Genomic DNA, 26,900 nt, shown 5'->3' on the forward strand with positions numbered 1-26,900 from the left:
GATCAAGCGGCGCACAGAGGTCGTCGGCATTTTCCCCAACGACGACGCCATCGTGCGCCTGGTCGGTGCGCTGCTGCTCGAACAGAACGATGAATGGGCCGTCCAGCGATCCCGCTACATGACACTTGAGACAATCGCCACAATGAGCGATGATCCGCTCATCAGCCTGCCAGCAGCAAGCTGATACTCATCCGACCCTCTGGGATGAGCCGTGGTCGTCTAAGCTACACCACGTCCTGGGACATGATCTTATCGATCCATTCCGAAGCCTGAAAAGCTCGATCTCTTCAGCGAAGAAACACAGGCATGGAACAAGGGTGATGTCGAGGCTCAGAAGCTCAATCTTCACATCTGGAACCAGGACCGGCGGCGCGATCCGTTTGATGAAAACATGTATAAATTCGATAATTTCATCAGATACGCCGCGCTGATTATTGCCGCTTTGCCTTTCATTCTTTTGGTTGGCTCTTCGGCAGCGACCGCATGCCCAATCAGGATCCGGTATTTCCTCGTGATTACCGCAATTTGTCTCATGCCACGATTATGGCCATCGCCTATAATTTGCTCATGGCCCAAATGGCTGAAAAAGAGATACAGACGGTCACTGAGCGCGGGCGTATCGTGGAAGGCGAAATGGAGCTTGTTATCAAAGTGATAAAGCGGAAATAGTTCGGACGATGCATTGTGAGCATCGCCTTTATTGGGTAGGGAGCATCGGCAATCACGCCCGTCCATCAAGATGGCATCAGCACTTCTTCGCGTGGAAGGTTCGGCTCTGCCTTGTGGGGCAAGGCAGAGCCGGGAACCGGATGACGGCTCACTCAGTGCGTTCAAGTGTCGGGGAAACTTGTTCGCCTGCCGAATTTATACTACCGCAAGATGAATTTCTAGACGCTAAAACATTGCTTTTTCGCAGACCCGAGCGCGCAACAAATCATGGCTCACTCGGGCTCAAAGCCGCATCAAAGACATGGCGGAGCAATTGAGCCGGCGGCAAAAATCTGACAAGCTCAATTGCGTGACATCAAAAGAAGACGGCGGGAAGCCTGCGCCGCTCACGGAACCGGTGTCCATCTTCGGTTCTCGCAAATCCGGCTCGCCAAGCTTTCATGCTAGGTGGCATGATGAAACGAAAGCAACGCCTTGGTCCTGATCTCGAAAGATTGGCTGAGAAGCTTGGGATCACTGCGACCTACGAAGATCTTCAAGGAAGGAGACGCACTGTTCCGGCGGAAACGAGGCTGCGAATCCTGCAAGCCCTCGGTTTTCCTGATCGTCTGGGGGTGCGACCCGATAAGCAATGGGCAAAGCCATCTCTGGACGTTCCGGAGGATGCCCGCTGTTTTCTTCCCGCTTCACCTGGCGCGACACGAGCTTGGGGCATCTCAACTCAGGTTTACGAACTCACGTCATGCCGCAATTGGGGCATCGGCGACTTCGAGGATGTCAGACAACTCTGCTTAATTGCGGCCGAAGCGGGGGCCGACTTCATTGGGCTCAACCCGCTTCATGCGCTGTTCCTGGCGGAGCCAAGACGCTGCAGCCCTTACTCCCCCTCCAGTCGCCTGTTCCTCAATCCGCTATACCTCGCCGTCGACAAGATTACCGGCTTTCGAAAAGACATGGTCGATGAGGAGAGGCTATCGCACGTCCGAGCATCCGAGTTCGTGGATTACGCCGCCGTCGCCACACTCAAGCTGACTGTTCTTAGACAAATGTGGCACGAGTGGAACAAGACGGATCTCACCGATGCGGACGCGGCGAAGCGTGCTTTCGACGATTTCATGCAAGAAGGCGGCGATGTGCTGTTTGGCCATTGTTTGTTCGAAAGCCTGGCGTCTTTCATGACTGAGCGAGGCTATGGGAGCGGATGGCAGGATTGGCCGGCGGAGTTCCAGAATCGGCATGCGGCGGCGGTGGAGAGCTATGCTGCAGACCATCTAGATGATGTCGGGTTTCACATCTGGCTACAGTGGCTGACCGCGCATCAATTGCAGAATCTTGCAAATTGCGCCCGCCAGGCAGGCCTTCGCTTCGGCCTTTATCTCGATTTTGCGATCGGAGAGGTTCCGGATGGATCGTCAACATGGTCGGCGCCGGATCTAGTTCTACCCACGATGAACATTGGCGCACCACCGGATGCCTTCAGCGCCAAAGGGCAGGATTGGAGGATCGTGCCTCTATCTCCCGGTCTCCTCGCCGACCCTGGCGAGCCCAATTATCGGCGATTGATCGATCGAACCGCAAGATTCGCCGGCGCGCTGAGACTGGACCACGCTCTCGGCCTTTGGCAACTTTTCCTGATACCGGCCGGTGAGACGGCCGCAGCGGGTGGATATCTGCGTTATCCGTTTCCGGACATGATTTCGAGCCTCGCCGTTGTGTCGCGGGAACGACAAACCCTAATTATCGGCGAGGATCTTGGAAACGTTCCGGAAGGATTTCGGCCTGCGATGGAGAAGGCGGGCATCCTGGGCTACAAGGTCCTCTATTTCGAAGATATCGCCGCCCTGAATATCGATCCGGCCTTCCCTGCCTCGTTGTCGCTCGCATGTCTGTCGACCCATGACTTGCCTCCACTCATAGGATGGTGGCGCGGGGACGATATTTTGTTTGCCGAAGGGCTAGGATGGTCTGATGCCGACGCGGCCATTCGCTCGCGCGAAGACAGAGACAAGCAAAAGAGAGCCCTGCTTCATAAACTTGCGGAGGCACGATTGATCGACATCACGTTGTTGGAGTGCAGCCAAGGCGCCGACCTGCCGGACGAAGCCGTGGTCGCGCTTCACCGCTTGCTGGCGAAAACCAACAGCATGCTCGTTGCTCCTCGGCTTGCTGATATGGTCGGAGAAGATCGGTCAACCAATGTGCCCGGCACTGCTGAAGAATACCCAAACTGGTGTTTGAAACTGCGCATTCCTGTCGAGCGTCTGAAAGACACGGCCTTGTTTGCCCGGATCTCGACCGTTTTCGAAGAGGAACGGCCGAAACGCCGAGCATCAGACTGCGGTGGAACACCCACAGATGAGAATCCCGCCTCTCGGATGTAGAGCAGGAAATGCTTTGCACAGATCTGAAAGCAGCACGGCTTACTTGCTGGCACCGAGATTGAAGCGTCTCACCGACTCAAGTTTTTGTCGAAGGGTATAATGCGTTGATGTCGACCCGGACGACCGTGCTGATACTCCGGACGATGACCCCGATATTCCGGCCTGCCCGATCTGTGATAGTCGTGATGGGATAGCGAGTTCGGTAGTGGTGGTTTCGATCATAGCGATATCGGTAATGGTCGCCGCCTCCGATAAAGATGGCGCCACCACTGTAATAGCCTGGGCTATATCCGCTGGTCCGGTACAGGGAGCCATCGTCGACGCAACTCGACAGAATTAAGCCGGTAAATCCAACGATGGCGACGACCAGCATTGATTTCATGGTCACGAAGGTTCTCCTGCGCCGGCAATTCGGGCCTGATGTATTTCTGGGAGCGCGGCGCCTTACTTCTTCTTCGCGGCCAACGCATTCGCCTTCTCGCGATTGCCGCCGGCCTCTTTGATGATCTTGGCGGCCTCCTCTTTGGAGAGGCCGTGCTTCCGCGCAAAGTAGTTGACCTCGTACGGCTCTCCGGCCGCTATTGTTCTGCGGTCCTGTCCCAGCTTTGATTTATCGTCAGCCATGTTTTTCTCCCCCGCTCGAACAACAATCAAATGTCGTCTTCGCAGTTTCTCTACCGCTTCTCGTCTTTGATCCTGACGCCTGGTTTTCCAATGGGCATGACAAGGTCTTTGTCATGGACGCTCGGCGCGATTCCGCCCTGTTCACTGGAGCCGCCAAGCGGCTCCCTAGGGCCAGGCTTTTTGATTATTTTGTCGGACTTTTTCTGCTCAGAAGTGGGTTGTTTATCCACCATGAAGGCCTCCACCTTTGTTGCTGGAGACCTTACTTCCGAAGAAGCAGAAAGTTCCGTCGAGCAATGAAAGCGGGCGGAGGATCGATGTTCGCTTCTCTGCAGGCGCTTGCAATTCTTCATGTCGCCGGTGCCATGTTTTCGGCCCGAGCCTTAAATCTCAATTTAGAGCGGCATCGCACATCGGTGCTGGTTTGGGCGGTGGAGCGGGATGATCTTTCTTGTATTGGGCGATGATCGGTTCGAGTTTCTCTTTCGGCCAGAACGCTGGCGAGCCGATCTCTTTCAGGCAGGCTGCATTCCAGTACAAGCCATTGTGGGTAAGCGATTGGCCAGCCGAAACCGCCTGAGCGACAGCCTTGATGTCACGCGACTCGGGATAGATGTAAAGTGTGGTGGGATTGTCTTTCACCATCGAAAGAACCTGTGGCGCTTCCGCCGGCGACCAGCTGGTGCAGCCATCGCTGCGGCCGCCCGCATAGGTCACAAGTTTGCCAAGCGGAACATAGCCGTCGCGATTGGCATATGCACTGTCAGGCTTTTTCTGCATGCATATCCCCGAAACCAGGGCTGCCGCATGTCCGCCAATTGCGCGCTGCCGGGCATTCGCAGTCTCCCCGATACCATCAAACTGCACGAAGGATCGCGTCAGGACAGCCTCCTGGTCGGCAGTTGTGCGATAGTAGCCTCTGAAAGTCGTCTTAATCTCGCTCGTCAAATACGCTCCTCCGGCGGTCAAATTCGAATCGAGAGCGTTGCCGAAGTTTTTCGCGCATTCACGGCTGTTGGAAAAATTCAACACGCCCGGCAGATTGCGGCCGCCGCCATGGCCTGCTGAGATCACCCGAAACAAACGCTCGGCCTCGCATATTATGTAAAATCGACCGCCTGATTGACCATCGCTGAGGTCGTTCGGCCGCGTCGCGTCCATGGCGAAATAGCACGCGTTCTTCACCTCCCCTTCGGCGACCTTCGTCAGGTGCAGGGCACGCGCTCTCTCAAGCACCGGCTGCGCGATTTGGCCAGTACCTCCTCCGACGTGAGCCATCAACCAGTCCGGAGTTTGCACGGTTCGTTCTGCCGCAAATGCCGGCAGCGAGATCAAGGCGGAGATGAATCCCGAAAAAAGGCCGAGGCAGCCAGCGAGCGTGATCCCTTTAGGCATGCTTTCTCCTGAAAATTTGCGCAACCCTTGCGTTGGCAGAGAACATCCTGTTGAACTTTGCACACGCTCAGTCATCGTGGTTTAGAAACCCTTAACAACGCACTTACAGTATGTCGGGGCAACGCTCGTGTGGTCGTTCTCCAACGACTTTCAAGGCCATTAACATTTCCGAGAGGGTAAAAACCTATCGGTTTACGTGCCCGCGACGGTATTCTCGACGTTTGCTCGTTTGGACTTTCGGATTTGCTGAATGGAGTTGTGCGCACCAGCAAGAAGCAGATCCTTCTAGGTGATTTGTGAGCGGAAGGTCGATGATGCAGCGCGAATGGTGATGTGGCAGTCGCATTGGGCCTCTATGGTTCAAATTTTTCAGAGCGATGGGTGTGAAAGGTTTATTCCCTATTATAGTGTTGCTTGGAGGACTGGAGGGTAGCGGGAGGAGAATCTTGTGAGCGATCGAGCCATCGGCTTTTTGTTGGCCGCCGAAATGTCTGCTCTTTGCTGGGCTGCCATATTCGCGGTGGCATTCTCAACCTCGTAATCGGTGCTTGCTTCTATGGATGACCTTCATGACGCGACGTTTCTCCGTCTCAAAGGACGGCAAGCCAGTTAAAGCTGCTGTGCATTATGCCGAGCACCAGCATTGCTGGACTACGTCAATGAGAAGAAATTTGACTAATAGCCGGCGAGCGAGCTTGCCATGACAGCGCCTTTGGGTCAGCCTCGTCATCGGTCGCGCGTTTGACTATGCCGATTGGAAGGGAAGATGGCCGCCGCTGGATAAAACAGCATATTGAAATGGCAGAAGAGGGAGACTTCGAGCCATGGCATGTACGCACGGCCGACTGAGCTTGTTCTACGGCCGGAAAGCCCGCGCAAGGAGTCGCCGACCGATGGTTAAAGGAAACTGAGAGAAGTCAATTAGTCTAGGGAGGATGGAATCGAAATGCGTAAACTATTCGTTCTCGGCGTGCTTGCTGCGACGCTCGCTTCCGGCACGGCTCTTGCAGATACCAGCACTAAGAAGATTGCCTTTTCCAACAACTATGCTGGCAATTCCTGGCGCCAGGCGATGTTGAAGAGCTACGACATCGTCACCAAGAAAGCCGTTGCCGACAAGGTCGTCGCTGCGGCCGATGTCTTCACAACTGCTGATCAGGAAGTGCCGACGCAGGCAGCCCAGATTCAGAACCTCATCTTGCAAGGCTATGACGCCATCGTTATCAACGCCGCTTCGCCCGACGCCTTGAACGGCGCGATCAAGCAGGCCTGCGATGCCGGCATCGTCGTGGTATCGTTCGACGGCATCGTCACAGAGCCCTGCGCCTATCGGGTTGTTGTCGACTTCGAGGACATGGGCAAACAAGAAGTCGAGCAGATGAAGAAGATCCATCCGGATGGCGGCAATCTGCTTGAGATCCGCGGCCTTGCCGGCACCTCGATCGACGCGGCCATCCACAAGGGCTTGGAAGAGGGCGTCAAGGCCAATCCGCAATTCAAGATCGTCAACTCAGTAACCGGCAACTGGGATCAGACTACAGCGCAGAAGGCGGTCGCAACCGTGCTCCCGTCATTGCCAGACATTGTCGGCGTCGTCACTCAGGGCGGCGACGGCTATGGCGCTGCGCAGGCCTTTGCAGCCGCCGGCAAGCCGCGCCCGACGATCATCATGGGCAATCGCCAGGACGAACTGGAATACTGGAAGGAGCAGAAGGCGAAAGACGGCTATAGGACATGGTCCGCGTCAATCGCCCCTGGCATATCGACATTGGCTTTCTGGGTCGCCCAGCAGGTCCTCGATGGCCGAAAGGATATACCGCACGACCTGCTCGTTCCTTATCTCGCCTTTACCCAGGATGACTTTGAGAAGCATCTTCCGGACATTCCAGTCGGCGGCGTTGCCAGCAAGGAATATTCACAGGAAGATGCCATCCAAGCGATCAAGGCGAACATCAAGTGATGGAGCCGTTTTGATCTTTGCCATCTATTATGACGCCTTCGGACATTGCGGTGCTGGCTGACGCTCGCAAAACTTTCATCAAGCTGCACGACGCCGAAAAGCATTTCGGCGCCGTTCGCGCTTTGGATGGAGTGGACTTTACGGTTGGAAGAGGCGAATGCGTCGGGCTCGTCGGCCATAATGGAGCTGGAAAGTCGACCTTGGTGCACATGGTCGTCGGAACAATGCAACTGGATCGCGGGGGAGTGGTAATCTCCGATATCGCGGAGGATAACTATACCGTCAGCCGCGGCAAGAAACTTGGGATACGCTGTGTGTTTCAGGAGTTGTCGCTGTGCCCCAATCTTTCCGTGGCGGAAAATACCCGCATCAATCACCCGTCGCTGCGGGGATTTGGTTGGTATCGTCGAGCCGCCGCACTCATCGGTGCCAAACTGGACGAGATTTTTCCCGATCACGGCATCGACGCGTCGGATATCGTATCGGATCTTTCCCTCGGGCGGCGACAAATGGTGGAAGTCGCGCGCGCTTTTACAGTTTCCGAGGATCCGCTTAACCTCGTCATTCTGGATGAACCGACGTCCTCGCTCGATGCGCACACTGCCGGACAACTGCTTGCCTTCGTCCGCCGCTTCGTGGCAGGCGGCGGTGGCTGCATTCTAATTTCCCACGTGCTCGGCGAAGTGTTGCAGAATGCCGATCGAATTGTGGTGATGCGCGACGGCAAGATCGTTGCTGCGGATAGTGCAAAAGCCTTTGACCGCGACAGCCTGGTAGCGACCATGGGCGGCGCGGAGCGTCGCGAGAAGGCTGCAGCCGATGTTCGAGCCGAAGACAGGGCGGTTGGCGCGCTTCGGGTGAGAGCTCGGGCGGCGCGGCAACGTGATGGAACAGAGCTCGTAGCGCATGCGGGGGAAATCATTGGTCTTGCAGGCCTTGCAGGACACGGTCAGACGGATCTCCTGCTTGATATCTACAGGGCGGCGAGCCGGCATCGAAAGACGAGAGTCGAGGTTAGGGCTCCAGTCGCTCTTGTGGCGGGCGATAGGCAGTCGGACGGCATCTTTCCACAATGGTCGATTGCCAAAAATATTGGCATCCGCTCGCTTTCACGGATGCGCAAGGGATTGCTGATTTCAGCCAAGAAGGAAGCGGAACTTGCGGAAGTCTGGCAAAAGAGGATCAAAATCCGCACACCCGATCTCAACAATAATATTCTCTCGCTTTCCGGCGGCAACCAGCAAAAGGCGCTCTTTGCACGCGCGCTTGGTTCGGACGCAGACATCATCCTGATGGATGATCCCATGCGCGGCGTCGACATCGGCACCAAGCTCGAAGTCTATGATTTGATCCGGCAAGAAGCGCGCAAGGGCAGGACCTTTATCTGGTACACAACGGAAACGGAGGAGCTCGACAATTGCGATCACATCTATGTCTTTAAGGGAGGACATATCGTCGCCAATCTGCGGCGGGAGGAGTTAACCGAAGAAAAGATCATCCAGTCATCCTTCGAGGAGGCGCGATGACATGACACGTCTAAACCCAGAGACCGCGTTCAGAACCGCAGCTAGAGGGTCAGCCGGCCGAGCGCGCATGTTGAGGGCGCTTCTGCCGGCGCTTTCGCTGGCGTTGGTGCTGATTGCTATCGCCTGGCTTAATCCGCGCGCCATTTCCTATTTTGGTTTCAGCCTGATGCTGAACCTTGCAATTCCCATTGCACTTGCGACGATCGCGCAAATGTTCGTCATTGCCGGCAATGAGCTGGACCTCTCTATTGGGACCTTCGTGGGCTTTGTCGGTTGTGTCACAGCGACATGGTTGCGAGATGCCCCGCTTCTCGGCGCGATCATTCTGTTGGGATCCATTGGGATATACGCGTTGCTTGGTGCGTTGATCCATTTGCGTAATCTGCCCTCGATCGTCGTCACACTGGGAATGAGTTTCGTCTGGCAAGGGCTTGCGATTCTGGTTCTGCCAAAGCCGGGCGGCAAAGCGCCGGAATGGCTGCAGGCGATCACCTCCTTCAAGCCGCCCTTCATACCTTTCCCAATCGTCGCAGCCGTTGTTATCGCGGTTGTGGTGCATTTCGGATTGATGCGCACGTCCTATGGGGTCATTCTGCGGGGCTCTGGCGGTAACCCCGCCGCGCTCAGTCGCGCCGGTTGGTCGCTGCTGCGGACCAAGGTCACTCTGTTTGCGCTTGCTGGGATCTTCGGGGTTCTTTCCGGAATGACGTTGATCGGTATTACTTCTTCGGGAGATGCCAACATCGGCAACGGTTACACGCTGCTGGCGATTGCCGGCGTCATTCTTGGCGGAGGCGAATTTATGGGCGGGCGGGTTTCGCCGATCGGCGCAGTCATAGGCGCGCTGACGCTTGCGCTTGCAGCCTCTTCGCTGCTGACTTTTATGCATATCCCACCCGATTGGCAGGTCGCGGCGAATGGCGCGATCCTGATCATCGTCCTTGCTGCGCGCGTGCTCATCAGCCGGAAGGAGGCGTAAACGCCATGCCGCAGATCAAGACGCTGGCTGCACAGCCGTGGATATGGTCCTTTGTCGGCGCATCGCTGGTATGGCTTGTCACGATCGTTTTCACTGGCGGCTATGGCGCTGGTGGTATGATAACAGCTGCTTTGTCGCTCGCAGTCTTCATGGTGATTGCCGGCATCGGTCAAATGTTCGTCATCACTCTGGGACCCGGTAATGTCGATTTGTCGCTGCCGGCCAACATCGGTCTTGCCAGCGCGGTTGCGATGAAAGCGATGGATGGGCAGGACAATATGATTGCGATCGGGCTTCTGGCAGCGCTCGCCAGCGGTGCGGCAATCGGAGTCGCCAACTATCTGCTGATCTGGGCATTGCGCATTCCGCCGATCATCGCCACTCTGTCGGCGAGCTTCATCATCCAGTCTATCGATATCAGCTTTGGTCGCGGATTGCAGATCAAGCCACCACCCGGCTTTGCTGCCTTTACCAATGTGCAAATCCTTGGCATTCCGCTGCTCGCGATTCTGACCGCGGCCTTTACGCTCGGTGCAGCCGTCGCTCTGCGACGGATGATCTATGGTCGCTGCGTCCTCGCGATCGGCCAAAACATCCGGGCTGCCTGGTTGGCGGGGGTTCGTGTTGGGTGGATTCGGTTCCTGACTTACACGCTATCAGGCACATTGGCTGGTTTGAACGGCGCCCTGCTTGCGGGCTATTTTCGCGGCGCCAATGTCGATATAGGCGACGAATATCTGCTGGCATCGATCGCCGTGGTCGTGATTGGAGGAACCTCGGTTGCGGGTGGGAGGGCGAACGTTCCGGGCATCTGGGGCGCAGCGCTCTTCATTGTGCTGCTTTTGACCATGCTGAACACGTTCGGTGTCAGCGCCGGCATTCGCCTGCTGCTTACCGGGCTTATCATCGTCGGAGTGATCACTATCGCAGGAGGGCAAAAAACTCCGACGTAAAGCCTATGAGCAAGCTGCGCGGGCAACACGATCTCCGTCACGAAAACTTGTCACTTTTCTTGAGCTCTCCGGCTATTCACTCTGTCGATCGAAGAGCACCGCAAGCACGATCGCGCCGCCGATAAAGGTCCCTTCCCAGAAGGCGTTGATGCCGAGCAGGCAGTGGCTGTTGCGGATCATCTCAACCGTATCAAACCCGCCTGCCTGCAGGAATGATCCGCTGTTAAATATCTCGAGACAAAATGTCGGGGTTCGGTCACCAACTCATCAAGGCGCTTGTGACACCGCCCCCCGCTTCCGATCCCGAATTGATGAAGCCCGCCCCGAGGATCATGTATCCTGCTTCAGCAGAGCCCCTTCCAGATCTTAAGGACAACGACGGAAAAGGAGTGGACACCTCAGATGATGTCGACGCTCGGCATCGAGGTCGAGGCGCTTCCAGATATCTGGGATGCCGATTCCTCGCTCAAAAGTAGTGTCGCTTGACGCATAGGCTAGAGTTTTCGCAGGCCGCTCATTTGTCCTTGAGCACGAGTGCACTGGTCAAATCGCCGAGGGGCTTCTGCTTATGGGCCGCGATAGCAGCATCGCGTACGGTGATGCCGTGAAGGGTTGGGAGTTCGAAGCGGCGCGTGATGAAACGCAGAATGGAGGTCGTGTCCATGGGCGTGTGATCGACATAACCGTGGCGCGCGAAGGGCGAGACGATAATTGCTGGAATACGAGAACCTGGTCCCCAACGGTCGCCTTTCGGCGGCGCCACGTGATCCCATAGGCCGCCATTTTCGTCATAGGTGACGACGACCAGCATATGAGGCCATTGCGGACTCTTCTCAAGATGCCCGATCAGATCAGCGATATGGGCGTCGCCCGCCTCAATATCGGCATAGCCGGAATGCTCGTTAAGGTTGCCTTGAGGCTTGTAGAAGGAAACTTGCGGCAGCGTGCCGTCATCGATCGCCTTAACGAACTCAACGCCGCCTAAGCCGCCATCCCTCAGATGCTCGGTCCTGGCCGCAGTGCCCGGAGCGAAATTGGCGTAGTAGTTGAAAGGCTGGTGGTGATATTGGAGATTCGGAACCGGCTCCTTGTTGCCGTGGTCGAGCACATCCTGCCAAGCCCCGCCGTACCAAGCCCAGGTCACATGCTTGAGGCTAAGCATGTCGCCGATGGTCGGCTCGATTTGTGGCGGCAATGTCGTTGGCTTGCTCGGGTCTGCCAGTGCCTTGTCGCCGTCGGGCGCAGGACCGTTACCGCTCGGCTGATAGGGCGGCTGCATGGTGTTGACGGCGTAGAAATCGGGCGTCAGATTGCCGTCACCGACGAATTTCGGAATGCCGTCCATCGCGGATTTTGGTGAGTTGGGAGCGGTCTTCAGGGTCACCCCGTCCGGCTCGACCACTGCAATCGAGGGCTTGGCGGCACTGGTGTCCGCGTTGGGATAATATGGTGCGCAGGCACAAATCAGCCATTGGTGGTTGAAGAAAGACCCGCCGAAAGCGCCCATGAAGAAATTATCGGCAAGCACGTATTTCTGAGCGACCTTCCACATCGCCGTCTTCGAGCCGTCCCACGAACTCATCACCAGCGCGCCTGAATCGGCAAAGGCGACGAATTTGTCGTTGCGTCCGCCGTCGATCTGCATTTGGTTCTGATAATAGCGGTGCCAGAGGTCGCGCGTGATCGTATTCGAGGTGAGATTGAAGCCCTTGGGATCGTCGGCGCGGAATGGCCGATTGGGCAAATGCTCGGTCTCCGCTTGGGTCACAGGTGGTGTCACGCCTTTGGCGGTGAGACCCTCCCAGATCGGCGGCAACTCGCGAAAAGGCTTGCCGTCGCGATCGCGCTGGATGCGCGCGCTTACCGGCGCCTTCGAAACCCCGTTTGCCCCTGGGAAGCTGCCGTAGAGATTGTCGAAGCTTCGATTTTCCGCATAAATCACCACCACGGTGTCGATCAGCTTCAGATCACTGGCAGCATTGCCGGCAGATCCCGCCTTTGTGCTCGAAGTGCTATCGCCGGCGATCGCGGGCCCAAAAGCCGCCACGGAAAAGCTCAGCGCGCAGGCAGCAGCAGTGATCGATTTCATTTGGATTGGCCTCCCCAGATTTGGTGGCTATGACACCTCATGCGACAGCTTATCCGGGCGAACAGCTAACGCAAGCTCTAATTGAAATGATTCTAAGATCCGTTTAACGATAACTCCGGAAGCCGAGATTGCAGTGAAGGGACGCGACCATAGCCATGCAATCCAAATCGCGAACAAGACAGTGGGTCGAAATTTGTGCCGCTGCATTGTTGCTCACGATGACCTCGGTCCATGCGGGTCAAGCTTTGTCGCGGGCCGACGTGCGACGGCAAGCACAGGCGTTGACCGCGCTCGGTAAAGCCCTTTTCTTCGATCCTTCCCTGTCGGCGTCAGGCATGATGGCCTGCTCTTCCTGTCACGACCCAAACCACGCCTTTGCGCCGACTAATGACCGGGCGGTGCAACTTGGCGGCGGCGACTTGCATCAGCCGGGGTTGCGGGCAGTACCCTCGCTCAAGTATTTGCAGGCGGTGCCACCCTTCACCGAGCATTTCTTCGAGTCGGAGGACGAAGCCGACGAAAGTGTCGATAACGGGCCGACCGGTGGTCTGACTTGGGACGGCCGGGTTGATCGCGGATGGGAGCAAGCCAGGATTCCACTGCTCTCAGACTTCGAGATGGGCAATAAAAGCGAAGCCGAGGTGGCTCGGCACGTGCTCGCGGCGGGCTACGGTGAGGCGATCACGGATATTGCCGGGCCAAAGGACATCAGTGATCCGGCGATCGTCTTTCGCACGGCGGTAAAGGCCCTTGAAGTTTTTCAGCAGGACTATCGCACCTTCTATCCCTATTCCAGTAAATATGACGCGGTGTTGGCCGGCAAGGCTAAGCTTACTGCGCAGGAGGCAAGGGGGCTCGACCTGTTCAATGCGCCGGACAAGGGCAATTGTGCTTCCTGTCACGTCAGCCAGCGCGGGAATGACGGCACGCCGCCACAATTCACCGACTACGGACTGATCGCCATCGGCGTGCCCCGTAATCGCGACATTCCTGCAAACAAGGATCCGGCGTTCTACGATCTTGGCCTTTGCGGTCCCTTGCGCACCGATTTCAGTGCGCATGAGGATTATTGCGGGCTCTTCCGCACACCAACACTGCGCAACGTCGCTCTTCGCAAAACCTTTTTCCACAACGGCGACGTTCACTCGCTGCGCGACGCCGTCCGTTTCTACGTAGAACGGGAGACCCATCCGGAGCGCTGGTATCCCCGCAAGCCCGACGGGAGCGTAGACAAATATGACGACCTGCCAGAGGCGGCCAAAGCCAACATCAACACCGACCCGCCTTTCGATCGTAAGACAGGAGACCAGCCGGCGCTCTCTCCGGCCGAGATCGATGATGTCGTAGCTTTCCTTGGCACGCTTACCGACGGCTACGAACCATCGGAGTGACGGCGTGAGCGGCCACGGCTTACCCGTTGCCGTGGCTTTGCCGGTAGATCCAGCAAGCGGGTGACAGTCTCCGCGCCCTTGCCAGAAACCGTTACTTTGCCAGCATCGCTTATTTGAAGTTCGGTTCCGTTTGAAAAACTGAGGGACCACCCGTCATCGGCGTCCGTTCGGCGCCGGTCTGTTAGTTCGATACCGGCGGCGGATATCCGCGCAATTGCCTTATCGACGTCCATCATCATCATCCTGCAAAAGTTTTTCGACCATTTTTACTCAGTGTTCGGACGGTCTACAAGCGGGATGCGAAATTCAAATTGGCGGGATCGCGCACGTCGGCCACGCCGCACTGTTCCGTCTATGCGGACAAGGCTCCAATTCGCCGCCGAAGGCGAATTTTTGGCACGCCCGTACTCGAGCTTAGGCTCAGGCGAACCGACGGGCCTACGGATAAGATGTCAATGACGGCCGACTTTAGTTGCGGGAAATTGCTATTCGAGGCGGCGGTGGTGCAGCGTCGAGCCGTGGGGGAACAAATGGGTCGGTCCGAATATTGGGATACCGAACGATTGATCGCGGTTGCCAAAAAGCTGCGGTGGTGTGGCGCATGAGCGGGCATGGCGATGTCGCCAGATGGTGGGAACTTCGCCGCAATGACAAGGAGGCTTGACATGACGAGCCGAGCAAAAAAAGTGAGGGAAAACGACTGCAGGCCTATCGCTGACTACGGTCTGATCGGCAACATGATCTCGACTGCGCTCGTCGGCCGCGATGGCTCTATCGACTGGCTTTGCCTGCCCCGTTTCGATTCACCGGCGTGTTTTGCTTCGCTTCTCGGCACCCCGGAAAACGGCCGTTGGCGCATCACGCCGGCTGCGACCGCGAGGCGCAGCAGCCGACGCTATCTCCCCCAAACAGCGGTCATCGAAACCACGTTTGAGACCGAAGACGGTGCGTTCGAGGTTATCGACTTCATGCCGCTCGCCGAGGATGAGGAGAGGAGCGATATCGTGCGGATCGTTCGCGGCAAGCGCGGGCGCGTAGCCGTCGAGATGGAACTCATCCTGCGCTTCAATTATGGGCTCGTGGTGCCTTGGGTGCGGCGACGTGACTATGGTCTGAGTGCCGTCGCCGGCCCCGACGCGGTCGAGCTTCACACTCAGGCACCGTTAGAGGGTCAGAACATGAAGACCCTCTCCCGCTTCGAGGTCGGCGAGGGTGAGAGCGTCCCATTCACCTTGTCGTATCATCGGTCACACCAGCGGCCGCACTTCGTGCCGGACCGCGGCGAGGCACTGAAACATACAGTAAGCTGGTGGCAGGAATGGTCGAAGCGCTGTTCCTTCGACCCGTCGCGAGAGCATTGGCGGGAAGCGGTCGTGCGTTCGCTCATCACACTCAAGCTGCTCACTTTTAGCCCAACCGGCGGGATCATCGCGGCGCCGACCACCTCTCTTCCGGAAACGCTGGGCGGCGAGCGGAACTGGGATTATCGCTACTGCTGGCTGCGCGATTCGGCGCTGACACTTTATGCCCTTCTTAACGCAGGGTATCGAGAGGAGGCGGAGGCATGGCGGCGTTGGCTCTTGCGCGCCATTGCGGGGCGGCCAGACCAGCTTCGGATCATGTACGGTCTAGCCGGCGAACGTTGGCTGCCGGAACATGAAATCCCATGGCTCGCTGGATACAGGGACAGCCGGCCAGTTCGGATTGGCAACGGCGCTGCCCAACAGGTGCAACTCGACGTCTTCGGCGAAGTGCTCGACACGCTTCATACCGCGCGCGAGGACGTACTCGCCTCGGCTCCGGACGCTTGGAAACTGCAGAAGGTCTTGCTCAAGCATCTTGTAGAGACCTGGAGGGAGCCGGATCAAGGCATCTGGGAAATGAGGGGGCCGGCGCGACACTTCACCCATTCGAAACTCATGTGCTGGGTGTCCTTCGATCGTGCCATCAAAGCGGTCGAGCGGTTTGGGTTGGAAGGGCCCGTGGATCGATGGCGGGCGGAGCGCGATGCGATCCACGCGGAAATCTGTGCTAAAGGCTTTGACCCGCAGCTCCGCAGTTTCGTCCAGTCTTACGGTTCGAAAGCTCTCGACGCGAGCCTCCTGCTGTTTTCCCAGGTCGGTTTTCTCCCGGACGACCATCCGAGCATTCTCGGTACCGTAGAAGCGGTTGAGCGCGACCTCCTGCAGGATGGTTTCGTACTTCGATACCGCCCAGAGCACACCGTCGACCCGTACAAGCAACCGGAAGGCACATTCCTTGCCTGCTCGTTCTGGCTTGCCGACGCCTATGTCATGTCAAAGCGAATGGATAAGGCCGAGGCGCTGTTCGAGCGGCTGCTCTCGGTGCGAAACGATCTCGGCCTTCTCGCGGAGGAATATGAGCCCGCGTCGGGAGAGTTGCTCGGCAATTTCCCGCAAGCCTTCTCACATGTCGGCCTCGTCAATACTGCCTTCAACCTGGTACGCGCCGCAGGCCCCGCACGTCAAAGAGCAGCCCGCACCGGGCCCGATGTCGCTGCGCAGAATGCCAAAACGACTGGGCAGGATCTTCCGCAAACATAGAAAATTCGGCGCATTGGCAACCGCCAATTCTTGAAAGTTAGCGCCAGCTTTCAAGAAGGCCGCCTGAGGATCCATGAATGGGATCGGTGTCCGGCACGGGCAATGATGCGATTTTTGCCAGCATATCGCGGGTGGCAGCGGCGGTCTGAATGTCGGCATACTGGCCTTTCGGATAGGCGCCGACGACCTCGAAGTCCGAAGAGCAGCCAAGATTTCGGTGACCTGTTCCGGCGGGGAGAATCAAGCAATCTCCCATTGAAACCTTTATTGGCTGTCCTCCTGGGCCACCTATCAACAGGGTGGCGCTGCCACATCCGATGCCCAATACCTCGTGAGCACCGGAGTGGTAGTGCTGATAATCAAAGACTCCATTTTTCCAGATGCCGCTCCATTCGTTCGCGGCGAAGATGCCCTCGAAATCTGCGGGCGATGCACCATTCGGCAGCGCGCTTCTGTAAACCAGAACAGGACGTTGCTGATTGTTCGGTACCCAGTCACTCGGCTGAAAAAAGATTTTCTCGATTTTCATTCAGGACTTGTCTCCATCAGACAAAGCGGCTTCCCCCAACTGTGGCTCTTTCACTTGGATACCGCTTAGCCTCGTTCGTCATTGATCGACGGCAGGAATGTTTGAACGTCGCGCTTTTCCCGGTCGGGTAGCGTGGCAATCCGCTCTTTCCAAAACTTCGCGGCCTCCGGCGTATCGCCCTCCCAGTCACGCGATGAGCCAAGGTTGTCGTCGATCACGGCGATGCGACGACCGCCGAGCCGCCGGTATTCTTCAGCAAGGCTTTTCGATGCGTTTTCCATTGATCCATCACCTCCGTTACTGGCTGCATGAGGTAAACTGTGGACGGCGGGAGTGGTTCCCTCGTCAACAGCAGCGGATATGATTTCGAGCCTGACCCGGCGGAGAAGACGGCGGGTCTCGGGGCGGGCACGCGCAACATCATCTCAGGCAAACGCTGGCCTGGCAGAAGGGGTAGGGGACCCCTGTTTCCAAGTGGAATGTAAGCGACATTTTTCGTGTTGCGAGCATCGTCATCAGCCCCAAGAACAGGTTGACGGAAGCGCCTATCCTCTGATCCTATCAAGTGCCGTTGGAGAGTGGCGGCGCGCGATGAATTTCGAAAGCTCACTCATCCAGAAAGGGAGAACGACGATGACCTTTTCCAACCTTTTAAAATCCGCTGTGTTTGGCCTGGCCCTACTGGGCGTGACGGTGCCTGCCATGGCCGACCAGCTTGCTGACATCAAGGCCAAGGGCAAGATCGAAACGGCCACCGACATGCACTACGCACCGTTCGACATGCTCAATAACGGCACTTACGAAGGCATGACGAAGGATCTCTTCGACGGCGTTGCGAAGGAGATCGGCGCCGAGCCGGTCTACCAGGATATTCCTTGGACCGCCGAACTGCCCGGCCTTGAGGTGAAGAAGTTCGACATCATCATCGCGCCGGTCACAATTACACCAGAGCGCCTGCAGCGCTATGCCTTCACATTGCCGATCGCCGACGCCACCGTCGCGCTGTTGCGCGCCGCCAGCAATACCGACCTGAAGAAACCGGAGGACATCAAGGGCAAGACCGTCGGCGTGCAGCAGGGCACTGCGCAGTTCAAGCAGCTTCAGGCCTTCGGCGACAAGATTGGCGGCGTGAACATCAAGGAATATGGCACCACTGACGAAGCCTATGCGGATCTCGCCGCCGGTCGTCTGGATGCAGTGGCCGGCTCGCTGCCAAACCTCAACTACCTGGTCAAGACCCGCCCGGAGACATTTGCCATGTTCGATAAGGCGGCGTTTGGCCAGCCGACCTATTTCGCCTGGGTCGTGCGCAAGGACGCCGACAGCGAAAGCTTCGTCAAGGCCATCAACGCCGCCATGCTGAAGATGACGGACGACGGGCGCATCAAGGCCATCCAGGAAAAGTGGCTTGGCGCCTACACCGCGCTGCCGCGCGAAGTGCCGACCAAGTGAGGATCCGACGCGGGCGGGAGTGATCCCGCCCGCGCAATAGTTCCCCTTGCCGGGAGCCATCTGTTGCGCGCGCCCGGTCCTGGAGGGGTGATGTTTTCGATCTCGACCTTTCTCGGCAGTTTCGAGCCGCTCTTCTGGGCGGCCCGTTTCACGCTGCTGATCTCCATTCTTGGCATCGCGCTCGGGCTTGTGGTCGGCGCGCTGATTTGCGCCGCCGCACTTTCGCGCGCAAGCTGGCTGCGCTGGTTCGCGGCCCTTTGGGTCAGCTTTCTCCGCGGCGTGCCGCTGCTGGTGCAACTGCTCCTTTGCTATTATCTGCTGCCTGTCATCGGCATCAACGTGCCGGCCATGGTCGCGGCCGTGGTCACGGTCGGCGTCTGCTCCAGCGCCTATGTCTCGGAGATCTGGCGCGGCGCCATCATCGCATTGCCCAGAGGACAGATCGAGGCGGCAACCGCGATCGGCATGCGGCCGAGTGACATCTGGCTGCGTGTGATCCTGCCGCAGGCGTTTGCGATATCGCTGCCGGCGCTGGTCAACGAGTTGATCCTGCTGGTCAAGGCATCGTCCCTGGTTTCTGTCGTCGGTATCCTGGAGGTAACACGCGCCAGCCAGGCCCAAGCGGCCATGACCTTCCGCCCACTGGAAGTCTATATCGCGGCGGCCTGTATCTACCTGATCATCAATCTATGCCTGGCAGCGCTCGGGCGCTATCTTGAACATAGGGTGGCCGTGTAATGGACCTGAGCATCCTCGTGCAATATTGGCCGACCCTGCTCGGCGGTTTCGAGTTGACGATCATCTGCTGGGTGCTCGGCACGATATTCAGCATGGTGCTGGGCCTGATCATTTCTTTGGCGCAGCGTTACGGGCCGCGACCGCTCGGCTGGCTGCTGCGGGCCTATATAGAGGTCATCCGTGGCACGCCCTTCCTGGTGCAGCTCTTCGTGCTCTACTACGGCGGCCCATTGCTGGGGCTCCGCCTCGAGGCGCTGCCGGCCGGTATTCTGGGGCTCACGGTCTATGGCAGTCCCTATTTCGCAGAGATTTTCCGTGCCGGCTATCTCGCCGTGCCGGCAGGCTTGCTTGAGGCAGCGCGCGCCATCGGCATGTCGGAATTGACCATCGTGCGCCGCATCCTTTTGCCGCTGAGCCTAGTCTCGGCACTCCCGGCTCTAGTCAACTTCTCCATCATCTTGACGAAGGAGACGGTGATCCTCTCCATCATCACCGTGCCGGAGGTGATGTACTCGGTGCAGCGCATGTCCACCGAAACATTCCGCTATCTGGAAGCGAACCTGGTGCTGGCGCTGTTTTTTTGGGGGCTGGTCGAACTCATCTCGCGTGCCGGCCGTCTGCTGGAGACTCGCATCACCAAACATCTGATCGAAAGGACGTAGGATGGTTCAAGCGTCATCCGTCGAGATCCGCAAGGTCAACAAGTTCTACGGTCCCTTTCAGGCGTTGAAGGAAGTGAACTTGTCGATCCTGCCGGGCAAGGTCACCTGCCTGATCGGCCCCTCCGGCTCGGGCAAGTCCACGCTGTTGCGTTGCATCAACTTCCTGGAAGAATACGATTCCGGTGAGATCACCATCGACGGTCGGTTGATCGGCTATGCCAGCCCAGGTGGCCGTAAGATGCCGGGCCGACAGCTTCGCGAGATGCGCCGTTCCATCGGTATGGTGTTCCAGCAGTTCAATCTCTGGCCGCACATGACGGCGTTGCAAAACGTGGCGGAAGGCTTGATCCGCGTTCGCGGCCTATCGAAAGCCGAAGCCTTGGCGCGTGCCGCCGAGGCGCTGAAGAAGGTGGGACTGGCCGACAAGATGGCCAATCATCCCTCACGCCTTTCTGGCGGGCAGCAGCAGCGCGTCGCCATTGCGCGCGCCATCGCCATGGAGCCGCGCCTGATGCTGTTCGACGAGCCGACCTCGGCGCTCGACCCTGAACTGGTGGGCGAGGTGCTCAGCGTCATGCGCACGCTCGCCGCCGAAGGCATGACCATGGTTGTCGTCACGCACGAGATGGGTTTCGCCGCCCATGTCGCGGACCAGGTCGCCTTCATGGAAAAGGGCGAACTCGTGGGTGTCGATGCGCCGGCCCGCATTCTTCACCATCCCGAAGATCAGCGCATCCAATCCTTCCTCCGCACCTATCACGAGCGCAACAGCTTTTGATTGGCTTTGGTCATCGGTTCCGCTTGGTTGTCAAAACTCGATGACATCTACGAATTGACGTGCGTGCTGAGAATGCGGGGGATCATCCCACCGGAACGGAGGATTTCGACTTCCTGGTCGGTTCTGCTGCTCGGCAGGTGATTCGCTGTCGCCCGCCGGATGCTCTTCTCCAGGTGAGCCCTATTGCGCCACGGGGAACAACATTATCCGCATGACATCAATACGATCCATCGCACCTGCCCGGAGCAACTGCTCGGGCGGCAGAATGATAGGAAGGACGCCCATTCCGATCAGGTTGATTCGATGGATTCGCTCAAAGCTTCTGGCGATGATTGCCCGCACACCAAGCAGTGCCACGCCCTTGGCGGTCCAGTCGCGCGATGAACCCGCACCATAACGTTCACCGGCAATGATCATCAAGGGCCGGCCTTCCCGCCTGTAGCGCTCGGCCACCTCCCAGAGAGAGCCCGCCTCCTGAGTGGATACCCCACAACGTTAGATCACATGAACGACGGATTGCTTTCGCCATCTGAAATGGCTCGCGTTCGATGGATTTACCACGGCGGTGGTGATGAGCGGTGTTGCCTTGTCGTGTTCGGCAATTGCCCTGGCATGGCAAAGAGCCGCATGCCGGTCCTCTGGCGGTCGGTGGTAAACGATGGCCAGCGCGGAGGCGGTGATGCCGAAGCGACGGCACCTTGGACAGACGATCTCGATGCGGCCGCTTATACGCGGCAGCTTTTCTTCGGCCTCGGCTTCACAGATGGGGCAGTTGACGCTCATCGGCTAGTTCCTTTTGTTTGGAATAGCAGGGAGCAAACGTGTCGGTGGACCGGTATCTTGGTGAACGAACGCCGCATGGTTTCGCACCCGCATTCACCGGGAATACTATCACCCTGCTCCTGACGCCAAAATCGCCCGACTGGAACAGCCGGGAGTTATTGCCTCATCATATTGGAGTAGAGGGAAAGCTTCGCATGGCCTTTGGGCCAACTTGTATCGCCTAACCGATCAGCGTAGCATCCGCGCAGAAATTGGCAGACCGCGGCTGCGGCGGCTTTAGCAACTGACGTATAGCTGCCTCTCGCCGGACATCTACAGCGCTACCTTTAACAAGCTCTTGGTCGGGCAGCCGTTCGGATCTTTCTCTTGATTTTATCGGCTTGCAACGAGACGCCAAAGCGGCTCCTGGAGGCTTCAGCATATGGTTGCATTGAATTGCCGGTTTTGTGCCTGTGAGTTGACGGAGACTGTCGTCGACCTGGGAGCATCTCCTCTCGCAAATTCCTACGTTTCCGCCGAACGGGTCATGGATTTGGAACCATTTTTCTCCCTGCATGCCTTCGTTTGCACCAATTGTTTTCTCGTTCAGGTTCCAACGATGGCGGCACGAGAAGACATTTTTGATGAAGACTACGCTTATTTCTCTTCCTATTCAGCCTCCGTGCTGGCGCATGCCAAGAACTACGTCGACAAGATGATGGAGCGATTTAAGTTCGATGCCCATAGTCAGATCCTCGAAATCGCCAGTAACGACGGTTATCTGCTCAAGAATTTCAAAGAACGCGGCATACCGGTTCTAGGAATTGAGCCCTCGAGAAACGTTGCAGAGGCTGCAATAGAAGCTGGGATTGCGACCCGCGTTCAATTCTTCGGCGTCGAAACGGCACAATCGCTTCGCAATGAAGGTCTGCTGGCCGATCTTATCATTGGAAACAATGTTCTGGCGCATGTGCCGGACATAAACGATTTCGTGGCGGGGATGAAAATTGCCCTGTCCGACACTGGTATAATAACGATGGAATTTCCGCATTTAATGCAAATGCTGGAGAAGATTTATTACGACACCATCTATCACGAGCACTATTCATATCTCTCGCTGTTTAGCGCGGAGGCGATATTTGCCCACCACGGGCTGAAGATCTTCGATGTCGAGGAAATTGCTCCTCAGGGGGGATCTCTGCGTATCTACGCCTGCCACGGGCAGGACGAGACCCATCCTGTGGACACGCGCGTCAAAGCGCTGAGAGATCGCGAGCTCGAAGGTGGGGTGAATTCACTGGCGCGATATCATGATTTTGCCGACAAGGTTCACCGCAGCAAACGACAGCTTCTGCGGTTCTTGAGCGATGCCAAGGAAAATCGGAAGACAGTGGTTGGCTACGGCGCTCCCGCCAAAGGGAACACGCTTTTGAATTTTTGCGGCATCAAGACCGATCTGCTGGAATATACGGTCGATATCAGCCCGCATAAGCAGGGCCGTTTGCTCCCGGGCACGCGCATCCCGATCCACTCGCCCGCCAAAATCAAAGAGACAAAGCCGGACTACCTTCTTATCCTGCCTTGGAATATCAAATCCGAGATCATGGAGCAGATGTCGGTCATACGGCAGTGGGGAGGCCAGTTCGTCGTGCCTCTGCCGGATGTCGAGGTACTGGCCTGATGTCGTCAGCAGTTTCGTCCCACACCGCCGAAGCCGGCGCGACGATGTTCGCTCTGATGGAGCGGCTATATCCGATATGCCGGAGTATCACCGGGCCTGGGGTGGCGGAGACGTTGGATATCATAGGTCAGCAGATTCCGCTTGAGATCCATGACATCGCGAGCGGCACTGCCGTTTTCGACTGGACCGTGCCGAAACAATGGACCATTCGAGATGCCTTTGTGAAAAACAGCCGCGGAGAGCGGGTGATTGATTTTCGTGCGCATAATTTGCACGTGATGAGCTATAGCTGCCCCGTCAACACACGATTGAGCCTTGCGGACTTGCGGCTGCACCTTCATTCGGATCCCGAGCATCCCGACTGGATTCCTTACCGCACCAGCTACTATCGCGAGGATTGGGGTTTTTGCCTGGCGCACTCGGCATTGCAGGCATTGCCAGATGACGATTACACGGTTTGTATCGACTCGACGCTCGAAGATGGCAAACTGATCTGGGGAGAATGCCTGATCCCCGGCGCGACATCCGATGAGATCGTCATTTCGACGCATATTTGCCACCCATCGCTTGCGAACGACAATCTCTCGGGAATTGCGGTTTCAGTCGAGCTGGCGAAAGGCCTGCTTGCCGCCTCCGGCTCATACTACTCCGTTCGTATTCTGTTCATTCCTGGAACCATAGGGTCAATTGTCTGGCTGGCGACGAATGTTGAGCGCCTGAAAATGATCAGGCACGGTCTCATCGCGGTAAATCTCGGCGATCCCGGCCATTTGCATTACAAGCGCAGCCGGCGGGGAGATGCCGAGATCAATCGCGTGGTGGAGTATGTTCTTCACGGGCGAAAAGACGATTGTACGGTGATCGATTTTTCACCTTACGGCTATGATGAACGGCAATTTTGCTCGCCGGGAATCAACTTGCCGTTCGGTTGCCTGTCCCGCACGCCTTACGGCCAGTTTCCCGAATACCACACGTCCGCTGACAATATGAGGCTCGTCCGGCCGGAAGCTTTGGCACATTCTCTCGCTGCCTATAGGGAGATCATCCAAGTTCTTAATCGGAATGGCAGATTTCGAAATCTTCAGCCCATGTGCGAGCCTCAGCTTGGAAAGCGTGGTCTTTATGGATCGATAGGCGGACGTTCCGATGCGAAGGAACGGCAGATGGCAATGCTTTGGGTGCTGAACTTTTCGGATGGCGAACATTCGCTTTTAGACATTGCCGAACGGGCCGGGATTGATTTTGACGTGATTGCCGACGCTGCGGAAATTCTAACTCAGCACGGCCTGCTGGCGCGCTGTCCAGGAGCGAACGCATGATCCACGGCACGACTTTTGCCGATCGTGTCGCTGTCGTAACCGGTGCGAGCAGCGGTATCGGCAACGCGATTGCCAACGCACTGGTTGCTGCGGGCGTCAGCGTTCACGCTCTCAGTCGGCGTCCCACTGGCGATGGGGCGGGCGGCAAGCGCGGTGGTTTGGTCTGGCATAAGGTCGATCTGACGAAGGACGCGGAGGTCATCGCGTTTTCCGAGCATCTTCTGAGTAAAGGCGGGGAGCTGGATTTTCTCGTTCATTGTGCCGGTCTGTTCGCAACTGGAGATGTGGCCACAACGGATGTCGACCAGTTCGATAAGCAAGTGATGCTCAACTTGCGGGCCCCTTACGTCCTCACCCGTGCGCTGCTTCCCTTGCTCATTCGCCGGGCGGGGCAAATTGCATTTATCAATTCAAGCGTCTGGAACAATCCGCGGGCGGGCTTGAGTGGCTATGCAGCGAGCAAATACGGTTTGAAGGCTTTCGCAGATGTGCTGCGTGCCGAAGTCAATCCGCAGGGGGTTCGCGTCGTCAGCCTTTTTCCCGGCCGGACAGCAACGCCGATGCAGGAGGAAATTTTCCGTAAGGAGAATTTGGATTATGATCCTGAAAGCCTCCTGCAACCCGAAGCAATCGCGTCGAGCCTTCTTGATGCCTTCGCGCTTCCGCCGAGAGCTGAGATCACCGATATCTTTATTCGCCCTGCAAAGCCCAGGCGCTGAAAGAGCAAATGCGGCAGCTACGCCGGCAGTGTGTCGCGCAGGACGCAAAATTGGATTTGGGGAAACATGTTCGATTTGGTTGTCATTGGTGGAGGCATCGTCGGCTTGGCAGTCGCAATGGAAGCGCTTGAGCGCTTTCCGAACATGTCGGTCCTTTTGATTGAGAAAGAGGCCCAGCTTGCCGCGCACCAAACCGGCCGGAACAGCGGCGTGGTGCATGCAGGCGTTTATTATCAGCCAGGAAGCATGAAAGCGCGGTTCTGCAAGGAGGGCGCCTCGGCAACAGCAGAGTTTTGTCGGGGCAACAATATTGCGTTTGAACAATGCGGAAAAATGTTGGTTGCAACGACGCCGATCGAGCTTGAACGGATGACTGCGCTTCAAAGCCGATGCGAGGCCAATGGTCTTCAGACCGAACGATTGGATCGAGCCGAATTGACCCGCCGCGAGCCAAATATCGAGGGGTTGGGAGCCGTTTTTGTTCCTGCGACGGGGATCGTTGACTATGGTTTGGTTGCGGCCAAAATGGCCGAGAAAATCCTTGGGGCGGGCGCCGAGATTGCATTGGGGCACGACGTCAAAGTGATCAGGGAAGAAGGTGCCCTAATCACTGTTGAAGCCGACAGGATGAGCATCCAGACGCGAAACCTCATAGTCTGCGCGGGGCTTCACGCGGATCGAATGGCGATGGCCGCCAACCTTGAACCGGATTTCCGGATCATTCCGTTTCGCGGGGAATACTTTCGCTTGCCGGACGCCAAGAATAACATCGTTCGCCATCTCATTTATCCGATACCAGATCCCGCCCTGCCGTTCCTCGGCGTGCATCTGACGAAGATGATCGGCGGATATGTAACGGTCGGGCCGAATGCCGTTCTCGCCTTCGCCAAAGAAGGATATCGTCTCTACGACGTCGAGTGGCCCGAGCTTTTGGGCATGATCGGTTATAGCGGTTTCCGCAAACTCGTTCGGGCAAATCTGAAGTTTGGTCTCGGCGAGATCCGCAACTCTCTTTTCAAGCGCAGCTATCTTTCTTTGTGTCAGCGCTATTGTCCGCAACTGCGTATCGATGATCTTCTGCGCTATCGAGCAGGGGTGCGTGCCCAGGCGGTTTTGAAGGACGGCACCTTCGTTCATGACTTCCTGATAAAATCGACTCGGCGGTCGCTCCACGTCTGCAACGCCCCGTCGCCTGCGGCCACTTCCGCCATTCCCATCGCAAGAGAGCTCCTGTCTCGGGCGACGGAACGGTTCGGTTGGTAGTAGTGTTTCATCCAAAGGGACTAATCATCTATAATTCAATAGTATTAAATTGTGCTACCCGCTATTGAATATTGAACTGTATAATAAACTTAACTAATTTATGTTATCGATACTTGGGAAAGCCAGGTGCGCGAGAGCAGGCCTCGTTGTGAATTGGTATTGCTGTTGTTCGATCGGCAAAAATTCACAACTCGGTAGATGAGATAGTATGAGAGGTTCTGCGAATTTTATTTGCAGAGGCCTCAATTTCCCCTCGTTCCTGGTTGGGCAGGCTCCTGTTCACACGGGTACCTGGCCTTCATATTGCAGCCGTCCCATACGGCTGCTTTGGACATCGTCTTCTGCTCAGAATGCATTGATGGTCTGGGATCGATTATCTTGACGATTTTGAGAATGACATTTTCCGGAGGAGTGCGACCAAGGCACAGGGCTCTTCTCCTCCGATGTGAATTGAGTGCAATGAACA

27 protein-coding genes and 1 pseudogene are annotated in these 26,900 nt (G+C 57.1%); 17 read left to right on the top strand and 11 right to left on the bottom strand.

The features are described 5' to 3' along the window. On the top strand, window positions 1–184 hold a 184-nt coding region (locus QDY28_RS15365; protein ID WP_269824817.1), incomplete at its 5' end, for a transposase. Between the two features lie 161 nt (window positions 185–345). Here QDY28_RS15365 and QDY28_RS15370 read toward each other — a convergent pair. Then, complete coding sequence (locus tag QDY28_RS15370) at window positions 346–735, bottom strand: hypothetical protein (RefSeq protein WP_331382553.1); 390 nt, start codon at window positions 733–735, stop codon at window positions 346–348. A 389-nt stretch (window positions 736–1,124) separates the two neighbouring features. Between QDY28_RS15370 and malQ the strand changes: the two genes are divergently transcribed. Continuing rightward, window positions 1,125–3,050 (top strand): 4-alpha-glucanotransferase, encoded by a 1,926-nt coding sequence (gene malQ / locus QDY28_RS15375; RefSeq protein ID WP_331382554.1) that lies wholly within the window; start codon window positions 1,125–1,127, stop codon window positions 3,048–3,050. 76 nt (window positions 3,051–3,126) lie between these two features. Here malQ and QDY28_RS15380 read toward each other — a convergent pair whose 3' ends face one another. From QDY28_RS15380 to QDY28_RS15395, 4 genes are all read right to left on the bottom strand, one after another. Beyond that, window positions 3,127–3,438: a hypothetical protein gene (locus QDY28_RS15380; RefSeq protein ID WP_331382555.1), complete on the bottom strand. Its 312-nt coding sequence runs from the start codon at window positions 3,436–3,438 to the stop codon at window positions 3,127–3,129. Between the two features lie 56 nt (window positions 3,439–3,494). Next, window positions 3,495–3,674, bottom strand: a complete 180-nt coding sequence (locus QDY28_RS15385) for a DUF3606 domain-containing protein (protein WP_331382556.1) — start codon at window positions 3,672–3,674, stop codon at window positions 3,495–3,497. A 50-nt stretch (window positions 3,675–3,724) separates the two neighbouring features. Further along, complete coding sequence (locus QDY28_RS15390; protein ID WP_331382557.1) at window positions 3,725–3,907, bottom strand: hypothetical protein; 183 nt, start codon at window positions 3,905–3,907, stop codon at window positions 3,725–3,727. A 157-nt stretch (window positions 3,908–4,064) separates the two neighbouring features. After that, the gene (locus tag QDY28_RS15395) at window positions 4,065–5,144 is read right to left on the bottom strand and encodes a hypothetical protein (protein WP_442967527.1); all 1,080 of its coding nucleotides are present in this window, start codon (window positions 5,142–5,144) and stop codon (window positions 4,065–4,067) included. 871 nt (window positions 5,145–6,015) lie between these two features. Between QDY28_RS15395 and QDY28_RS15400 the strand changes: the two genes are divergently transcribed. Genes QDY28_RS15400 through QDY28_RS15415 form a run of 4 tightly spaced genes read left to right on the top strand, consistent with a single transcriptional unit; the run spans window position 6,016 to window position 10,487 of the window. Then, window positions 6,016–7,029 carry a substrate-binding domain-containing protein gene (locus QDY28_RS15400; RefSeq protein ID WP_331382558.1) on the top strand — a complete coding sequence of 338 codons (1,014 nt, stop codon included), beginning with the start codon at window positions 6,016–6,018 and terminating at the stop codon, window positions 7,027–7,029. Between the two features lie 29 nt (window positions 7,030–7,058). Then, a complete protein-coding gene (locus QDY28_RS15405) occupies window positions 7,059–8,555 on the top strand; it encodes an ATP-binding cassette domain-containing protein (protein ID WP_442967528.1) in 1,497 nt (498 codons plus the stop codon). Window position 8,556: 1 nt separating this feature from the next. Next, window positions 8,557–9,534, top strand: coding sequence for an ABC transporter permease (locus QDY28_RS15410; protein ID WP_331382560.1), 978 nt, complete (start codon window positions 8,557–8,559; stop codon window positions 9,532–9,534). Window positions 9,535–9,539: 5 nt separating this feature from the next. Next, a complete protein-coding gene (locus QDY28_RS15415; protein ID WP_331382561.1) occupies window positions 9,540–10,487 on the top strand; it encodes an ABC transporter permease in 948 nt (315 codons plus the stop codon). 72 nt (window positions 10,488–10,559) lie between these two features. Here the strand turns inward: QDY28_RS15415 and QDY28_RS15420 are convergent. Continuing rightward, window positions 10,560–10,685: pseudogene (locus tag QDY28_RS15420) on the bottom strand (ABC transporter permease); the annotation flags it as partial. Window positions 10,686–10,850: 165 nt separating this feature from the next. On the opposite strand from QDY28_RS15420, the gene QDY28_RS15425 reads away from it, so the two are divergent. Continuing rightward, the gene (locus QDY28_RS15425) at window positions 10,851–10,973 is read left to right on the top strand and encodes a hypothetical protein (protein ID WP_331382670.1); all 123 of its coding nucleotides are present in this window, start codon (window positions 10,851–10,853) and stop codon (window positions 10,971–10,973) included. A 28-nt stretch (window positions 10,974–11,001) separates the two neighbouring features. On the opposite strand, the gene QDY28_RS15430 is transcribed toward QDY28_RS15425, so the two are convergent. Then, a complete protein-coding gene (locus QDY28_RS15430) occupies window positions 11,002–12,576 on the bottom strand; it encodes an acid phosphatase (protein ID WP_331382562.1) in 1,575 nt (524 codons plus the stop codon). Between the two features lie 155 nt (window positions 12,577–12,731). Between QDY28_RS15430 and QDY28_RS15435 the strand changes: the two genes are divergently transcribed. Together QDY28_RS15435 and QDY28_RS15440 are read left to right on the top strand one after the other, a co-directional pair. Beyond that, a complete protein-coding gene (locus QDY28_RS15435; RefSeq protein WP_442967529.1) occupies window positions 12,732–13,967 on the top strand; it encodes a cytochrome-c peroxidase in 1,236 nt (411 codons plus the stop codon). A 665-nt stretch (window positions 13,968–14,632) separates the two neighbouring features. Next, entirely contained in the window at window positions 14,633–16,531 is a 1,899-nt protein-coding gene (locus QDY28_RS15440) for a glycoside hydrolase family 15 protein (RefSeq protein ID WP_331382563.1), read from the top strand. Window positions 16,532–16,568: 37 nt separating this feature from the next. On the opposite strand, the gene QDY28_RS15445 is transcribed toward QDY28_RS15440, so the two are convergent. Beyond that, complete coding sequence (locus QDY28_RS15445; RefSeq protein ID WP_331382564.1) at window positions 16,569–17,060, bottom strand: cupin; 492 nt, start codon at window positions 17,058–17,060, stop codon at window positions 16,569–16,571. Window positions 17,061–17,125: 65 nt separating this feature from the next. Beyond that, on the bottom strand, window positions 17,126–17,341 hold the full coding sequence (locus QDY28_RS15450; RefSeq protein WP_331382565.1) for a hypothetical protein: 216 nt from the start codon (window positions 17,339–17,341) through the stop codon (window positions 17,126–17,128). 352 nt (window positions 17,342–17,693) lie between these two features. Here QDY28_RS15450 and QDY28_RS15455 point away from each other — a divergent pair, with 352 nt between their 5' ends. The 4 genes from QDY28_RS15455 (at window position 17,694) to QDY28_RS15470 (ending at window position 20,690) form a co-directional block, all read left to right on the top strand. After that, window positions 17,694–18,512: a transporter substrate-binding domain-containing protein gene (locus QDY28_RS15455; RefSeq protein ID WP_331382566.1), complete on the top strand. Its 819-nt coding sequence runs from the start codon at window positions 17,694–17,696 to the stop codon at window positions 18,510–18,512. Window positions 18,513–18,602: 90 nt separating this feature from the next. After that, window positions 18,603–19,250 (top strand): amino acid ABC transporter permease, encoded by a 648-nt coding sequence (locus tag QDY28_RS15460; protein ID WP_331382567.1) that lies wholly within the window; start codon window positions 18,603–18,605, stop codon window positions 19,248–19,250. Next, a complete protein-coding gene (locus QDY28_RS15465) occupies window positions 19,250–19,912 on the top strand; it encodes an amino acid ABC transporter permease (protein ID WP_331382568.1) in 663 nt (220 codons plus the stop codon). The genes QDY28_RS15460 and QDY28_RS15465 overlap by 1 nt, the downstream gene beginning before the upstream one ends. Before the next feature lies 1 nt (window position 19,913). After that, window positions 19,914–20,690 (top strand): amino acid ABC transporter ATP-binding protein, encoded by a 777-nt coding sequence (locus QDY28_RS15470; protein WP_331382569.1) that lies wholly within the window; start codon window positions 19,914–19,916, stop codon window positions 20,688–20,690. A gap of 180 nt (window positions 20,691–20,870) precedes the next feature. On the opposite strand, the gene QDY28_RS15475 is transcribed toward QDY28_RS15470, so the two are convergent. Together QDY28_RS15475 and QDY28_RS15480 are read right to left on the bottom strand one after the other, a co-directional pair. Next, entirely contained in the window at window positions 20,871–21,143 is a 273-nt protein-coding gene (locus tag QDY28_RS15475) for a hypothetical protein (RefSeq protein WP_442967530.1), read from the bottom strand. A gap of 42 nt (window positions 21,144–21,185) precedes the next feature. Then, window positions 21,186–21,473 carry a hypothetical protein gene (locus tag QDY28_RS15480; protein ID WP_331382570.1) on the bottom strand — a complete coding sequence of 96 codons (288 nt, stop codon included), beginning with the start codon at window positions 21,471–21,473 and terminating at the stop codon, window positions 21,186–21,188. A gap of 421 nt (window positions 21,474–21,894) precedes the next feature. Here QDY28_RS15480 and QDY28_RS15485 point away from each other — a divergent pair, with 421 nt between their 5' ends. From QDY28_RS15485 to lhgO, 4 genes are all read left to right on the top strand, one after another. Next, the gene (locus QDY28_RS15485; RefSeq protein WP_331382571.1) at window positions 21,895–23,133 is read left to right on the top strand and encodes a class I SAM-dependent methyltransferase; all 1,239 of its coding nucleotides are present in this window, start codon (window positions 21,895–21,897) and stop codon (window positions 23,131–23,133) included. Between the two features lie 44 nt (window positions 23,134–23,177). Next, the gene (locus QDY28_RS15490) at window positions 23,178–24,452 is read left to right on the top strand and encodes a DUF4910 domain-containing protein (RefSeq protein WP_331382572.1); all 1,275 of its coding nucleotides are present in this window, start codon (window positions 23,178–23,180) and stop codon (window positions 24,450–24,452) included. Next, window positions 24,449–25,171 (top strand): SDR family oxidoreductase, encoded by a 723-nt coding sequence (locus QDY28_RS15495; RefSeq protein WP_331382573.1) that lies wholly within the window; start codon window positions 24,449–24,451, stop codon window positions 25,169–25,171. The genes QDY28_RS15490 and QDY28_RS15495 overlap by 4 nt, the downstream gene beginning before the upstream one ends. A gap of 66 nt (window positions 25,172–25,237) precedes the next feature. Then, window positions 25,238–26,434: an L-2-hydroxyglutarate oxidase gene (lhgO, locus tag QDY28_RS15500; protein ID WP_331382574.1), complete on the top strand. Its 1,197-nt coding sequence runs from the start codon at window positions 25,238–25,240 to the stop codon at window positions 26,432–26,434. Window positions 26,435–26,900 lie beyond the last annotated feature (466 nt).

This window comes from Rhizobium sp. BR 362, from assembly GCF_036528765.1.
GTDB lineage: Bacteria > Pseudomonadota > Alphaproteobacteria > Rhizobiales > Rhizobiaceae > Rhizobium.

Coding starts and splice junctions, on each gene's coding strand:
- QDY28_RS15370 (WP_331382553.1), bottom strand. CDS start 735: ATGGACGGGCGTGATTGCCGATGCTCCCTACCCAATAAAGGCGATGCT.
- malQ (WP_331382554.1), top strand. CDS start 1,125: ATGAAACGAAAGCAACGCCTTGGTCCTGATCTCGAAAGATTGGCTGAG.
- QDY28_RS15385 (WP_331382556.1), bottom strand. CDS start 3,674: ATGGCTGACGATAAATCAAAGCTGGGACAGGACCGCAGAACAATAGCG.
- QDY28_RS15390 (WP_331382557.1), bottom strand. CDS start 3,907: ATGGTGGATAAACAACCCACTTCTGAGCAGAAAAAGTCCGACAAAATA.
- QDY28_RS15395 (WP_442967527.1), bottom strand. CDS start 5,144: ATGACTGAGCGTGTGCAAAGTTCAACAGGATGTTCTCTGCCAACGCAA.
- QDY28_RS15400 (WP_331382558.1), top strand. CDS start 6,016: ATGCGTAAACTATTCGTTCTCGGCGTGCTTGCTGCGACGCTCGCTTCC.
- QDY28_RS15405 (WP_442967528.1), top strand. CDS start 7,059: ATGACGCCTTCGGACATTGCGGTGCTGGCTGACGCTCGCAAAACTTTC.
- QDY28_RS15410 (WP_331382560.1), top strand. CDS start 8,557: ATGACACGTCTAAACCCAGAGACCGCGTTCAGAACCGCAGCTAGAGGG.
- QDY28_RS15415 (WP_331382561.1), top strand. CDS start 9,540: ATGCCGCAGATCAAGACGCTGGCTGCACAGCCGTGGATATGGTCCTTT.
- QDY28_RS15430 (WP_331382562.1), bottom strand. CDS start 12,576: ATGAAATCGATCACTGCTGCTGCCTGCGCGCTGAGCTTTTCCGTGGCG.
- QDY28_RS15435 (WP_442967529.1), top strand. CDS start 12,732: ATGCAATCCAAATCGCGAACAAGACAGTGGGTCGAAATTTGTGCCGCT.
- QDY28_RS15440 (WP_331382563.1), top strand. CDS start 14,633: ATGACGAGCCGAGCAAAAAAAGTGAGGGAAAACGACTGCAGGCCTATC.
- QDY28_RS15445 (WP_331382564.1), bottom strand. CDS start 17,060: ATGAAAATCGAGAAAATCTTTTTTCAGCCGAGTGACTGGGTACCGAAC.
- QDY28_RS15450 (WP_331382565.1), bottom strand. CDS start 17,341: ATGGAAAACGCATCGAAAAGCCTTGCTGAAGAATACCGGCGGCTCGGC.
- QDY28_RS15455 (WP_331382566.1), top strand. CDS start 17,694: ATGACCTTTTCCAACCTTTTAAAATCCGCTGTGTTTGGCCTGGCCCTA.
- QDY28_RS15460 (WP_331382567.1), top strand. CDS start 18,603: ATGTTTTCGATCTCGACCTTTCTCGGCAGTTTCGAGCCGCTCTTCTGG.
- QDY28_RS15465 (WP_331382568.1), top strand. CDS start 19,250: ATGGACCTGAGCATCCTCGTGCAATATTGGCCGACCCTGCTCGGCGGT.
- QDY28_RS15470 (WP_331382569.1), top strand. CDS start 19,914: ATGGTTCAAGCGTCATCCGTCGAGATCCGCAAGGTCAACAAGTTCTAC.
- QDY28_RS15480 (WP_331382570.1), bottom strand. CDS start 21,473: ATGAGCGTCAACTGCCCCATCTGTGAAGCCGAGGCCGAAGAAAAGCTG.
- QDY28_RS15485 (WP_331382571.1), top strand. CDS start 21,895: ATGGTTGCATTGAATTGCCGGTTTTGTGCCTGTGAGTTGACGGAGACT.
- QDY28_RS15490 (WP_331382572.1), top strand. CDS start 23,178: ATGTTCGCTCTGATGGAGCGGCTATATCCGATATGCCGGAGTATCACC.
- QDY28_RS15495 (WP_331382573.1), top strand. CDS start 24,449: ATGATCCACGGCACGACTTTTGCCGATCGTGTCGCTGTCGTAACCGGT.
- lhgO (WP_331382574.1), top strand. CDS start 25,238: ATGTTCGATTTGGTTGTCATTGGTGGAGGCATCGTCGGCTTGGCAGTC.